At 41.7% G+C, this 14,091-nt stretch carries 8 protein-coding genes; 3 read left to right on the forward strand and 5 right to left on the reverse strand.

All coding sequences use genetic code 11. The annotated features are described in order from the left end of the window. Positions 1-1,335, reverse strand: a complete 1,335-nt coding sequence (gene tilS, locus J4N25_RS23135) for a tRNA lysidine(34) synthetase TilS (protein ID WP_207424225.1) — start codon at positions 1,333-1,335, stop codon at positions 1-3. A gap of 83 nt (positions 1,336-1,418) precedes the next feature. On the opposite strand from tilS, the gene J4N25_RS23140 reads away from it, so the two are divergent. Further along, positions 1,419-3,410: an OstA-like protein gene (locus J4N25_RS23140; protein WP_207424227.1), complete on the forward strand. Its 1,992-nt coding sequence runs from the start codon at positions 1,419-1,421 to the stop codon at positions 3,408-3,410. Between the two features lie 42 nt (positions 3,411-3,452). Here J4N25_RS23140 and J4N25_RS23145 read toward each other — a convergent pair whose 3' ends face one another. The 4 genes from J4N25_RS23145 to J4N25_RS23160 form a co-directional block, all read right to left on the reverse strand. Continuing rightward, positions 3,453-3,743 carry a hypothetical protein gene (locus J4N25_RS23145; protein ID WP_207424229.1) on the reverse strand — a complete coding sequence of 97 codons (291 nt, stop codon included), beginning with the start codon at positions 3,741-3,743 and terminating at the stop codon, positions 3,453-3,455. Positions 3,744-3,756: 13 nt separating this feature from the next. Continuing rightward, positions 3,757-10,068: a DUF2341 domain-containing protein gene (locus J4N25_RS23150; RefSeq protein WP_207424231.1), complete on the reverse strand. Its 6,312-nt coding sequence runs from the start codon at positions 10,066-10,068 to the stop codon at positions 3,757-3,759. 269 nt (positions 10,069-10,337) lie between these two features. Continuing rightward, positions 10,338-10,922: an RdgB/HAM1 family non-canonical purine NTP pyrophosphatase gene (gene rdgB, locus J4N25_RS23155; RefSeq protein ID WP_207424233.1), complete on the reverse strand. Its 585-nt coding sequence runs from the start codon at positions 10,920-10,922 to the stop codon at positions 10,338-10,340. A gap of 29 nt (positions 10,923-10,951) precedes the next feature. Continuing rightward, positions 10,952-11,491, reverse strand: a complete 540-nt coding sequence (locus J4N25_RS23160) for a hypothetical protein (RefSeq protein ID WP_207424235.1) — start codon at positions 11,489-11,491, stop codon at positions 10,952-10,954. Between the two features lie 250 nt (positions 11,492-11,741). On the opposite strand from J4N25_RS23160, the gene J4N25_RS23165 reads away from it, so the two are divergent. Together J4N25_RS23165 and J4N25_RS23170 are read left to right on the forward strand one after the other, a co-directional pair. Then, the gene (locus J4N25_RS23165) at positions 11,742-13,091 is read left to right on the forward strand and encodes a peptidylprolyl isomerase (RefSeq protein ID WP_207424237.1); all 1,350 of its coding nucleotides are present in this window, start codon (positions 11,742-11,744) and stop codon (positions 13,089-13,091) included. A 2-nt stretch (positions 13,092-13,093) separates the two neighbouring features. Beyond that, on the forward strand, positions 13,094-14,056 hold the full coding sequence (locus J4N25_RS23170) for an AAA family ATPase (protein ID WP_207424239.1): 963 nt from the start codon (positions 13,094-13,096) through the stop codon (positions 14,054-14,056). Positions 14,057-14,091 lie beyond the last annotated feature (35 nt).

Here is a 14,091-nt window from a genome sequence, read left to right on the forward strand (position 1 = left end):
TTAGATTTGCTTGAATATACTAACTTTTTTTGTTTCGGGGCCTACCCTATAACGGTCGTCTGTTCTGTAGCCAATTACCCACAAAATATCCCCGTTACCGTTAACTAATAGGGGAACACGTTTTTTTTGTGTTAGTGGAATTTTCAACTCCCGTAAATAATCGCTCAATTTCTTCTTCCCTTTCATACCAAAAGGAAAGAAATAATCACCGTCGTTCCATAGACGCATCTTCAAAGGGTATTGTAACAAACTTTCATCAAAAAAAGCCTTCTCCCTGTTTTTTTCAATAAAGACATTTTCAAAATCAAACGATTCCCGCTCGTAATTCTTTGCCATAAAATCAAGCTTGACCAGATCGATTGACCAGATTACTTCTTCTGCTAATTCAAACAATTTCTCCTCCAGAAGCAATTTGCCACGATCCAGAACAATAAGATGAGTAGCCGATTCGTAAACTTTCCCAGGCTCCCCTATCCAGGTTGCTACTAAATCAGCAAGAACATTTTCTGAGAAGCCAAAGGGTCTAAAGAGCTCAAACAGTAATAATTCCAGGGGCTCCAATTGCTTTAGTTGCTGCAGATCGATCTCAACTGTCCCCTCGGGAAGTTTCTTAAAAAGAACTTTCCTTAATTCATTAACCTGTATGTTCAAAAATTCCTCAAGCTGCCCAAATCGTCTACTATTCCTTTCAAAAGTTTCGTCTAGTGCAGGGTTTAACTCCTTCAGCTTTGGAATAACTTCTAACCTTATCTTATTTCTGGCATATTTGGCCGAAAGGTTTGAACTATCTTCCCTAAATGAAATCGCTTCTGATCTGATAATATCATCTATATCTTGACGCTTAAGAAATAGCAGAGGGCGCACAAAATTCGCCCTTTTTGCCTGAATGCCATGCAATCCGGCAATTCCAGTTCCCCTTGTAAGGTTAAGCAAGACAGTTTCTGTAACATCGCTGCCGTGATGGGCCAATCCTATGACTTCATAATTATGATCCTGTCTTATCTTCTCCAGCCAGTTATGTCGCAACTCCCGCGCAGCCATTTGAATTGACAGTTTATGGTCAGCAGCATAGTCAAGGGTGTCAAATCTTACAGAGAAGAAACATACCTGTAACTCATCAGCAAGCTCTCTTACAAAAGCCTCATCTCCATCTGATTCTTCCCCCCTTAATCCAAAGTTACAGTGCGCAATACCAAAAGGGAGCGATGCTGCGTTAAACAGCTTTACCATTAGTACCGAATCGCGACCGCCACTTACTGCCAGCAAAACTTTCTTGCGAGTATCAAAAAGCTGCTGCTGTTGAATAAATGTTAAAAAGCGATCGGTTGGCAACATAGGTCAAAAGTATCATTTTATTGTTTAAAGACTTATAATACCCTGTGGTACTATTTATCTTTTTAAAAGACTAATTTTGCGTTGTGAGAAAATTTTGTTTTCTAATACTATTTACCCTTGCCGCGATCAACAGCTTCGCCCAAAAAGGGAAGCAGGTGCAACTTACTTCCTCCGAATCCTTCAAAGGCTTCACAAAGCAAGGAGTAATGCGGATACTTAAACCTATCTTTTCACAGGAAGGATCAACCCTTACTGCTGATAGTGCAGATTTTAACCAGAACGCCAATACTTTTGACGCCTTTGGAAACGTAGTGATCACCCAGCCGAATGGAACAACGATTTATTCTGATCTGTTGAACTATAATGGTACAACCCGGCAAGCTATCCTTACAAATAACGTCAGGTTAAATGACCGTGGGACACTTCTAACAACCAATTTCCTAACGTACAATCTCGGTACCAGGATCGGCACTTACCTTAATGGAGGTAGGATCGACAATCAGGGAGATATCCTTACCAGCAAAAACGGCTATTATTTCGCAACCACCCAGGATGCCTATTTCCGTTACGATGTGGTAGTGAACACCGCGGATGCGATTATTAAGACAGATACGCTGAAATATAATACCGCGAATCGCATAGCTTACTTTTACGGACCCACCAATATTAAAGGTAAAAAAGATCGCACCAATCTGTACACAGAGAATGGCAATTACAATACTTTAACTGGCCAAGCCTACTTTGGCAAAAGAAACACTTATACAGATGGAAGTAAAACGTTAAAGGGAGATAGCCTCTATTATGACCGCAGGATAGGTAATGGACGAGCTATTGGACGAGTAACCTTTATCGATACGGTTCAAAAAAGCACACTTAGGGGAGACATTGGCGTTTACAATCAGCGGGACGAGAGCGCTTTCGTAACCGGACACGCATACGTGATCCTGGAAACTAAGCAGGATTCTAATAAGGTTGATTCGATCTATATGACGGCAGATACTTTAAGGACTAAACTGATCCTTTTGAAAGATCTAAGACCGGCAAATGAGGAGGAATTGAAATCAAACGAAGAGGTTGCTCAGGAAGAGCAGACAGCAGAAGGAGCTGCTCCGGAAGGTGCACCTGCAAATACATCCGGAGATACCCAGCCAGCAACCTCCTCTACAGGAAACTCAGAGCAGGAAACAGTACAGGAGACACCGGCGGAACAACCGGAGAACGAAGAGAAGAAAAAGCCTGCAAAGAAGAAACGAGGTCTTCTGGGAATATTTAACAAGAAAAAAACGGCACAACAAGATTCTGTCACCAATATCGGTAAACCCACTTCGGAGGATAGAAAAACTGCGACACTACCGGCGAGTAGAGATTCAGTAACAGCTGATTCTGTAACTTTAGCCAAGGCAGTCGCTAAAAACCCTGCTTTAGACACCGCCCGCACACGTATTGTACTGGCTTATCATAAGGTGAAGATCTTTAAATCAGACCTTCAGACAAAGTCCGATTCGGCCTTTTATAGTTATGCAGATTCGATCATTAGATGTTATAAAAGTCCAATCATCTGGACTCAGGGCTCTCAACTTTCAGCAGATACCATTTTTCTTAAGTTAAAGAACCAAAGGCTGGATAACATGCTCCTGCAACATAATGGCTTTATTGCCAGCACGCAGCTAGACTCAAGCAAGTTTAACCAGGTTAAAGGGAAAGTACTAACGGGCATTTTTAAAGACAATAAGCTTTATCAAATGTACGTGGATGGGAATGCGGAAAGCATCTACTACACAGTGGAAGACAGCGCTTATTCGGGGATGAACAGGACATTAAGTAGCAGGATGCGACTGCAGTTCGAAAACAACAAAGTGCAAGAGGTCATGGTGATTCGAAAGCCGGAAGGAAAGTATCACCCGATAGAAAAGATAAACAAGGACGATGAAATATTGAAAGGTTTCATATGGAAACCAAATGAGCGACCGAAATCAAAAGAAGAGATCCTTGGCATAAAAAGAACAACTCCGGTTAAAAGAAAAGTCCCGGCAACGAAGCCTGCCGCTACTTCAACCCAAAAGAAAAAGGGGTAGGCCGTATCGGTCTTACCCCTTTTTCTTTGATCGCCTGGCTTACTACTTGTCAAGCCCGGCGTTCTCCTTCAATTCGTGTTGTCTCTTGTACATTTTAACCGCTCCGAATAGTACAGCTGCCATGAACAAGAACGGCACACCGCCATCCAAGGGCATGTCAATGTTATTGTCACTCCCACAATAGGGATACATATCTGCATAGTCCTCCGGATCCAATTCGCCCGCCTCCACTGCTGCTTCAGCTGCTGCACATCCCCTATCATCTGCAAAACATGGTTTATAAAGAGCAGAGAGGATGAATATAATCCCTGTAAGAAAAAATCTTTTTATCATGATTGCGCTAAGTCTAGTTTTTGATGAATTTTAACCTTGCTATGATCTCAGAAACTTCACCTCTCAAATCAAGTATATACACACCTGGCTTCAGGTCTGCTACATTCAAAGGCAGCATATGATTATTATCCACTTGCTTCTGTCGGATAATTTTGCCTTCCGGACTCACTATGCTCCAATGTTTAACCGAATAGGCTTTATCGATTACAACGTTCAATACATTGCTGGCTGGATTTGGATAAAGAGAGACTTTAGCGTTGTTTTTCAGGCTATAGTTTATAAAAGCCAGTGAAGTGTAGGCAGATTCATCGTTTTCATTTAGTAATGTAAGCCTGTAGTAATTAATACCTTCAGCTGGATTTTGATCACTTAGGCTATATGTTCTCTTTACAGAGGATGTTCCTGATGCTTTAACACGGTTGAGCTCAGTGAATTCAAGACCGTTTAAAGACTTTTCGATGAGGAATTCTTTAGACCCATTTTCAGAAAGTGTTGTCCATGACAACTTCACTTCATTGTTTTGCTTTTTAGCTACGAAGCTTCCTTTTTGGAGTGGGAGGACTGAAGGAGGACTGATGATAAGTTTCAACCTTCCCGTTCCATAGCTTGCTGCAACAGATTTATCAATTGTGAAAGGATAGCTTACACTAGTAGAAGTAACTTCCACGGTCTTGTTCAGGTAATTATCCACCAGCGCCATTTGAGAATTGCCAAGGGCGGAAAGATCTGTAAAGCTCAATTTTACATCTTCTGTACTCTCTGCGTTCACATTTAAGGGAATAATAGTGGTTGTAGTTGGTGAAGGCAAAGCGTTGATCACTAATCTAACATTATCAGAAGAAAGGCTGCTGAATGTTACTGTGCTGGAACCGAAGGCTGTTGCATCTTCATTAACTACTGCCTTAGAGTTAAAGCTCGGGTTAAATAACACTACAGCTTCCTCTATATTGCTTTTACCTTCGAGATTCATCCTTAAAATCTTAGTGGATGAAATTGCCTTAACTGAGGGCTTTTCTACTCCAGGTATTGATATCGACAAGTCACTTTGGCGGGTCGACAGAAGTTTAGCCGGGGTTTCTGTACCGGTTGATATTACTTTGTCACTCTCTTTGAACTTCACGTAAGATCCGGAACCTGTGGCTTTAGCATAGAAAGCTAAGCCTGGTTGGATGTAACGAAGAGTGCCACCAGTGTAGGTGGATTTGTCGGAAGCGTTTACAGTAACGCCATTCAAATATGTTGCAAATCCTCCCTTAGGCTTTGCAACCACCAATTGGGTACCCACTCCAGATTTCTCCACAGTTTCCCAGTCAATCACCGCCTGGTAAGGATTTCCGATCAGGTTAAAACCATCCCGGGCTGTTTCTTTATTATCTGTGAATGTAAAATCCACTCGAACATCGCCTTGGTTTAAGGTACCTTCCAGCCTTACTGCCGTACTTTCTGGATTAGCAAAAGGCTCTTTAAGCTTATAAGAACTTGTAGAGTTTTCCCTGGTGTAACCACTTCTGTCACCGCGATAGTAGACAAATACTCCGAAGCCAGGCGGCAAGGCCTCTTTAATATTGGCAACGTCAACAAACTGCGATTGCGTAACCTTAGCTGGTTCCCAATACCTGGTTAAAGTAGCAGCATCGGGCCTCAAAGCTCCTCCAGGATCGAAACCATTACTTGCTCCTCCAGGTCCAGTAATGATCATTGATTGTTGCAACTTTTGATAAGTAGTTGAACTACTGCTTTCTTTAACAGGGGAAGAGAATGATCTTGCCCCACGCATTTCATAACCGCCGCCTGTAAAAAAGATCTCAGCATTTACATTGCCGACGATTGAAGTACCACTAAGTAAAGGTGCAACGGCCGCTGTTGTTGTAGCACTTGCTTTTAGATTTAAAAATCCATTTGAATTCAGGGTATTTCTTGATATCTCTACCAGATAGTAAACGTCCAGTCCTCCGCCGGATAAAGTAACGTCTCCCCCTGAATTATTTATTACAAGCTTTCCAACCTGCCCATTCGTGGTAGCGTTTCCGATGTATTTTTGCTCCGTTAAGGCTCCGTTGAAATTAAGCGCAGAACTATTTTTATCGTTATAGAGTAAACTTCCATTATTGTAGAAGTCACATTTAACATACAGTTCCTTACCATTTAAGGATAAGCTTGCACCCGACGCAATGGTTAACCCGTAGGCCTTGAGATCCGCGGTTAGCACTGGAAACGTGGATGCTCCGGCAGGAATAACGAGTGTCACATTTCCATTATTCGCTGGAAGTAATTTATCTTCTCCACTGGTGGTACAGGTCCAATTACCGGCGGCGCTTGGGTCTGTACTAACTGCACCAGTCCAGGTATAGGTTAGAGCTCCCGGCATTAATTCGGCTTTTTCATAGTCAACCTCTAAACTTCCATTGCTGGTATAGACCGACTGGTGGCCTTCAATATAGGTTTTAGCTGTATTCCAATCAGAACTTGGACTTGATGGTTCACCGATGTACGTAGCGGCAGTAAAAGCCGGTGTATGGGTAGCATCCGCCACCTCAGTACCAAAATAAACGTAGATGCTGTTTGGAGTAGCGCTTAAACTCGGCAGTTTTACTCTCACTCTAATCGTCCCAGTAATGGCATCGTACCCTTGTATCTCGTAATTGAGCTGCTCGGGATAGCTAGGATCAACAATGGCAATATCTGGATAGGATGATGAATTGACCGCGCCCACACAGTTATTTGATAACTTTAGATTATCATCCTGAATAGTAAGCAACGCAGGAAAATTAGTCAGGCTGGAACTAATCCCTAAATCGCCATTATTTAAATTAACAGTTTTTATGAAGGCGTATTTGGTACTAAATTCATTAAAGTCTGTAACCGAAATAGTAAAGTCCTGTGTAATTGTTTTGGTACCGTCGTCGGCCTTAACAGTAATAGTGTGAGAGCTAGCAGTTTCGAAATCAAGACTTGACGCAACAGTTACAACGCCAGTTGTTGGATCGATCTTAAACCTTCCGCCGGCGTCATCTACAAGGGTAAAACTTACGGAAGGAGCTCCCTGGTGTTCTGCATAGGCAGTGATCGGAACAACAGCACCTTTTCTCACACTCTCAGAAACAACATTAACAGCTGCATTTTTATCAACAATATCTGACAAAGGTTCATCCACATTCAGCAGAGCTATAGTAAAGGTTTGGCTCGAAGTATAATAACCATCTGAAGCCTGAACAGTAATTGTATGAGATTGAGCTTTCTCGTAATTTAATAAGGCTTTATTTGCAACAGAAACAACACCGGTAGATGAATTGATGGTAAATCTTCCTCCAGCATCATCAGTTAAGGAATAAGTTACAGGGTTTTGATCAGGGTCTACCGCAGAAACTGTAAGTCCTACCAAAGTGCCATTCTCAGAATTTTCAGGAACCTCGTTGGGGAGACTGCTGATATCTGTTGGGGTGGAAGGAGCGGAATTAACATTTTCTAAAGAACCATATGAGCTTATGAAGGTAGATCCTCCATTTAAACCCGTACCAAGGTTGGATGGATAACGCTGAATGTTATATTCAGTGGCAATCCAATCGGGGCTTTTGGCAACAGAGGAGACGCGGAACTCGTCGATGAGACCGCGAAACTTGTAATCAAATTGCGAGTTCTCATTCGGAGCTCCATTCCCGATATACAAAAAAGAACCTACCGTTCCGCTATTATTTACGGATTGGGAGCGGTATAACTGACCGTTCAGATAAGTTTTGAGGTCAGTTCCATCCATCACTGTTTGCAGGAAGTACCAATTACCCGTGCTAAGAGGGGCAGGGCTACCTATATGTCTTGTGCTATAATTGTGTCCCAGATTGAATTCAGATTCGGCTGTTCTATCGCTATATACCCCCATTTTATATCCCTTCCCATCTCCTCCCTGATTGGAGCAGACTTTTCTGTCTACTCCTACTTCCGAAGGGCTAATCCAGGCCGAAATAGTAAAGTTGGTGGTAGTCGGTAGCTCATTTATTGTTTTAATAACCTCACTGCCATTGAAGTTATAAGCACTTCCTATTATCCCGGAAGTTAGGTTATTTGTATTACTTGTAAGTGTAGCATTATTCAATCCTTTACCATCTTTAATGCCACCTAGTTTTGTTGTATAAGTACTTTCATTGAAGTGAAAGACAGCCCTATAATCTGATCCCCAAGTGTCCTGGGATGAATGAGTGGTCGGATTACTTGAACCAAAGTACAGGTAAATCTCATTATTAATCGATTTCTTCAAGCTTGGAATTTTAACCCAAACCTTCAGAATGCCGTTAGCTGCATCATAATTTTCTATTTGATAGCTGAGCTCACCTCCAGAAATTTGCGACGTGGAAACTTCCTTAAAAGCAATATCGTTTGCCGTGGCCGATTTAACTTTATCGCTGGCACTTCCAGTATGCTTTAAATCTGTATCGTGGATTTCCAAAAGGACAGGAAAGTTTGTCAGTTCCCCCGAACCACTTACATAATTATTGGCATTCAGCGTTAATTTCTTCCTGTACAGATAATTGCTGTAACTATTACCTGTCGAAGCCTCAAATACATCTGTTACAGTAATCGTAAACGAGGAGCTCTTTTCCTCGCCATCACTGGTTGCCTTTACAATAATGGTGTATGATGGGTTAGCTTCGTAGTCAATCAGCAAACCGTTTTTAACAGTAACCAACCCTGAGTTAGCGTCGATCGCAAAACGACCACCAACATCATCAGTCAAAGAATAAACTACTGCTTTACCTCCATTCTCTGCCGAGGCCTTAACTCCGACAGTAGTACCTGCCGCTGAATTTTCAGGTACAGTATTTGGATCAGGATTAACATCCTTCGGTGCAGCAAACTCCTCTGTTTCATTTTTGACATTAATTACAAAGGAAGCTGAAGACGTGGTGTAGGTATTATAAGCCAGAACGGTGATGGAGTGCGAGGTGCTATTTTCATAATCTATTAACCCGGCATTAGCCACCGTAACAACACCTGTTGTGGAATTGATAGCGAAACGGCCTCCGGCATCATCTTCCAGGTAATAGGTGACAAGCTCGTTGTTTGTCGGTGTATTAGGGGATGAATGTATGGTTAAACCAACCGTAGCACCATCCGTAGTAAACTCTGAAATTTCGTTTGTTGCACCATCAACATCAACAGGCGCGGTCGGTTGCGACGCTAAAACCTCTACAGTACCGTAAGTTTTGATAAATGGCGTGCCGCTAATACCCGCTTGATTATTATATTCCGTTTTAATCCAGTCTGCAGACTTGGCGACACCAGAAACGCGAACTTCGTCAATCATTCCTTTGAAATAACGAAGGTCTGCGCCCTCTGAAGGACTTCCAGAAGCTATGTATAACAAAGAACCAAGATTACCATCGCTCCCCGCAGCATTCGAACGGTCCAAGACGCCGTTCACATAGGTGCGGATATTTGCATTAGTCTCTCCTTCTCCAACTGTTTGCACAAAATACCATTCGTCTGCTTTCAAGTCAGTACCCCCTGGAAGATCTCTTGTTTTATTTCCAAAGCCTCCATAGGAGTGCTCTAACTCAAGTTTGGTCTTATTATCGCTATAATAAAGACCCATTTTAAAGCCCTTATTATTGCCGTCAAAGTTGGACATGACTTTCTGGTCAATCCCAGGCCCGACAGTTGCCGGCTTAATCCAGGCAGACATTGTAAATGGTGATCTAGTATTACTAGACGCCACCGATGAAGCCGTCACTATATTCTGGCTCCCAGTAAACCTATACCCCTTTCCAATTTTCCCCTCTTCCAAAGTAACAGTATTACTACTCAGTGTTCCGTTATTCGAACCTACACCATTGATAACTCCCCCGCTCGTAGTCGAAACCGAGCCCTCATTAAAATGAAAAACAGCCTTATAGTCAGATGTCCAGGTATCCTTGGCAGCAGGATGTGCAGGAGGAGCTGGTGATCCGAAATAGAAGTAAAGGACATTGTTAGAGGCTTTTTTTAAAGTTGGTATTCTCACCCACACTTTTAATGTACCTGTAGCGGCGTCGTAACTCTCGATCTGATAATTTAGTTCAGAGCTTTGATCTCCGGCAGCATCAGTAAAAGCAATGTCATTTGCCGTGGCCGACTTTAACTTATCAGTGATCTTCCCCTGCCGGATCAGATCATTGTCAGTAATGGATATCAAAACCGGAAAATTGATCAGGTCGGCATTTCCGCTAACGTAAGTTGTCGTATTTAGCGTGAGCTGCTTTCGATAAGAGTAATTGCCGTAATACTGAGCCATTGAAAGCAAAGGCATAAAAATGCCGGCAAAAATTAGGATAAGGCGAGTGTTTAAGTTCATTTTCCTGCCTAATTGCGAATTAAAAGGTTAATAAAATACCTTTAGGGCCTCATCTAAACCCTAAAAAACAATAAAAATAAATACGGCTATTTTCCCCTATTCTAAATGGTAAAAATCCGGCGAGAACCGGAACTATTTAAAATAAAAATAGCTGTGAGTCGTTGGCGTAAATATAGGATTAGCGCCCAACAAAGCAGAAATAAAATCAAAAAAAGATTAATTCACTTTAAGTAGAAGGAAATAGAAGAGGTAGCAACGCAAATGATAGCTTAATCTTTAGTTACAGAGTTTAAGAATTCGACCATTTTTTGAATAGCAATTCCACGGTGACTTATATTATTTTTCTCTTCGCTACTCATTTCGGAAAAAGTACGATCATAACCAGCTGGCTTAAAAATAGGATCATATCCAAAGCCTGCGGATCCTCCCTTAATTTGGGTAATTTCACCTTCAACACTGCCTTCAAAAAAATGCTCTTGGCCATTAAGGATCAAGGAAATAACACAGCGGAAACGTGCCGATCGCTCCTCCTTCCCTTCCATCTTTTTCAATACAAGCTGAAGGTTCTCCTCCGAGTCGCGGGAGCCCGAATAATGTGCAGAAAAAACACCTGGTTCTTTATTTAAAACATCTACTTCTAAACCCGAATCGTCTGAGAAACAATTAAGTTGAAAACGTTCGTAGATGTAATGACTTTTTTGAGAGGCATTAGCTTCGAAAGTAATACCGGTTTCAGGAATATCATCAAAACAGCCTATTTCTTCCAGGGTCATCAGTTGAAACTTGTCGCCCACGAGCGCTTGTACCTCTTCAAGCTTATGTTTATTATTCGTCGAAAATACCAGGGTCTGCATCTTTAAGATTTACGGTCGAAACCAAATTATTAAAACGTTTTCATTACATTCCAGAAAGCTTTCTTCTTCTCCACATCAGTCATCATCTCCGAGAACGCGAAAGTAACAAGCACTTTCAGCCCCTCATGTTCAGATATCTGATTCAGTGGAAACGCCGGCAATTGTAGTTGCTGAGGATTAACACCAAAGATAACAACGCGATTAGAAGCAAGGAATGTTTTAAGATGATGAATATTGGCAGAGGGATATTTATTCAAATTCACCAGGGCAACGTCCTGTATATCCATTTTTTTAGCAGCAAGAATACTTTTAAGGGCTTCGAGCTCTTTAGCAGGCATATACTGCTGTCCCGGACAATTCACAAGAATTGCAAAGTACTTGTTGTTTTCACCCAGATAATCAAAAGCTGCTATATCTTCAACGGCCGCCAATTGAACCGGAGCCGTAACACTTGTACTATCCTGTCCCCCTGCAAGGGCCGTCAAAGACTCAATCGGGTCAACCAAATAAAGCTCTTCCGTGATTAAAAAACGTAATGCTATACTGTGTTCTGCTCTTAATTCACTCATCTCCCACCAAAATTAAGGATTTCATCACATGCTTGGAGACCGAACATTCAAGTTTTTGCACAATAAATAGGCCTGTTAAAAATAGTTAAATAAAGTTTTCGTTATAAATGGCAGAAGAAATCCACTTACCTTAGCGTCCCGTAGCTTATATTTCAGAAAATGATCGAATAATAGATTATTCTGATAATTTTGCGGGATTCTGGATTAACACGTAAAAACCTGCCGAAGGGCATAATTATTAATAGAGAGAATGAGAAAAATTCTAGGGGTTATTGCAATTTTAATTACCTCACTTACTAACATATACGCGCAACGGTCTATAAATAAAATCGTAGCTGTTGTAGGCGACAATGTCATCTTGCAATCGGATATAGAAAGAGATTACGCCAATTACATTTTGCAGGGAAACTCCGAAAACCCGGAAGTTAAATGCTACCTGGTCCAACAAATGCTAACACAGAAACTATTGTCTCAACAGGCTGTTATTGACTCCGTAACAGTTACGGATGATGACGTAAGCGGTGAGGTTGATCGTCGTATGCGTGTTTTTGTTCAGCGAGCAGGAGGTCAGGAGAGATTAGAAAAATTCCTGAACAGATCGGTATTGCAATATAAAGATGAAATCAGGCCAGACGTTCGTGAACAAATGATCGCGGAAAAAATGCGTTCTAAAATCACAGAGAACGTTGCAGTAACTCCTCTTGAAGTTAAACGTTACTTCGATTCTATTCCTAAAGACAGTCTGCCCTACTATAATACAGAAGTTGAGATCGGCGAAATTGTAATTCATCCAAAGCTTACAAAACAAGAGAAAGAAAGCTTCCGGGATAAAGCAGAGTCATTAAGGCTTCGTGTAAAAGGAGGAGAAAGCTTTGAGACCCTTGCAAGTGTTTATTCACAGGATCCAGGCTCGGCACCTGAAGGTGGAGACCTAGGCTTCTTCGACAGAACGGCAATGGTTAAAGAGTTCAGTGCGATGGCTTTCAAACTTAAAGCAGGAGAGATTTCCCCGGTTTTTGAAACAGAATATGGTTTTCACGTTCTGCAAGTAGTTGAAAGACGCGGAGAACAGGTTCATGCTCGTCACATCCTAATAAAAACTGAGCCAACAAATGCTAGTCTCGACCGCACTAAAGCTCATATCGATAGTATTCACAGAGACGTTGTGGCAGGGAAATTGCCATTTGCTACGGCTGCGTCTTTATTCTCCGATAACAACGACACTAAATTTAGTGGTGGTATGCTGTTAAACTCCGAAGGAGTTTCCAGCCGTACTACATATATCCCTACAGATAAACTGGATCCTTCTGTATTCCTTACTGTTGATACAATGAAGGTTGGAACTTACTCTAAACCCGAATTATTCACCTCAAAAGAAGGTAAACAAGGATACAGGTTCTTCTACCTGAAATCTAAAACGCAACCTCACCAGGCTAATCTGGATCAGGATTTCCCTAAGTTGAAGGAAGATGCATATCAGGACAAACTGAACAAAAAGGCTAGTGAGTGGTTTGAAAAGAAACGTAAGTCGACATATGTCAAGATTGATCCTGAATTTCAGTCTTGCTCGAGCTTAAAACTCTGGACATCCACCAACTAAATATGACCTACAAATCGGATATAGAAGCAATAGATGCACTTAGTGCATCTTACAAAAAGATCAGAGAAGAAATCGGAAATGTCATTATAGGACAAGACGATGTAGTGAAGTCTGTATTAATTTCTATATTCAGTAATGGCCACTGTTTACTGGTCGGAGTACCTGGCCTGGCAAAAACTCTTTTGGTTCATACGGTAGCGCAGGTGCTCGACTTGAGCTACAATCGTATACAATTCACGCCCGACTTAATGCCATCAGACATAGTCGGTAGCGAAATACTTGGAGAAGACCGTTCTTTTAAATTTATCAGAGGCCCGGTGTTCTCCAATATTATCCTTGCGGATGAGATTAACAGGACTCCTCCAAAAACCCAGGCAGCCCTTCTCGAAGCTATGCAAGAGAAGATCGTTACCGTTGGGGGGCAAACCTATCCTCTTCCCAAACCCTTCTTTGTTCTTGCAACCCAAAATCCTATTGAACAAGAAGGAACCTACCCCCTTCCCGAAGCGCAGTTAGACCGCTTTATGTTTAATGTGTTCTTATCCTATCCATCATTTCAGGACGAGGTAAGAGTGGTAAAAAATACAACAGCGAATAAACAGTTCGATCTGCAAAAGATCCTCAATGCAGAACAGATCATGTACTTCCAGAAACTCGTCAGGAACGTTCCTATTACAGATAACGTACTGGAATATGCAGTTGGATTGGCAGCTAAAACTCGACCTAATACCCCAACTGCCACAGCCGATGTCAATAAATTTTTAAGTTGGGGTGCCGGACCAAGAGCATCTCAATTCCTTGTTCTTGGAGCTAAATGTCATGCAGCAATAAGCGGGAAATATTCTCCCGACATTGAAGACGTACAGGCCATAGCAGAACCTATTTTAAGACATAGGATAGTAAGGAACTATAAGGCTGAAGCCGAAGGTATTACTACCGAGGAATTAATAAAAAGGCTTTTTTAAAAAAACTTACACAGGCAAACAAGGCAAAGCCATTT

The organism is Desertivirga brevis (assembly GCF_017355835.1).

Bases quoted from the DNA above. Each gene is read 5' to 3' on its own strand.
- rdgB (WP_207424233.1), bottom strand. From the start codon at position 10,922: ATGCAGACCCTGGTATTTTCGACGAATAATAAACATAAGCTTGAAGAG.
- J4N25_RS23160 (WP_207424235.1), bottom strand. From the start codon at position 11,491: ATGAGTGAATTAAGAGCAGAACACAGTATAGCATTACGTTTTTTAATC.
- J4N25_RS23170 (WP_207424239.1), top strand. From the start codon at position 13,094: ATGACCTACAAATCGGATATAGAAGCAATAGATGCACTTAGTGCATCT.
- J4N25_RS23165 (WP_207424237.1), top strand. From the start codon at position 11,742: ATGAGAAAAATTCTAGGGGTTATTGCAATTTTAATTACCTCACTTACT.
- J4N25_RS23145 (WP_207424229.1), bottom strand. From the start codon at position 3,743: ATGATAAAAAGATTTTTTCTTACAGGGATTATATTCATCCTCTCTGCT.
- J4N25_RS23150 (WP_207424231.1), bottom strand. From the start codon at position 10,068: ATGAACTTAAACACTCGCCTTATCCTAATTTTTGCCGGCATTTTTATG.
- tilS (WP_207424225.1), bottom strand. From the start codon at position 1,335: ATGTTGCCAACCGATCGCTTTTTAACATTTATTCAACAGCAGCAGCTT.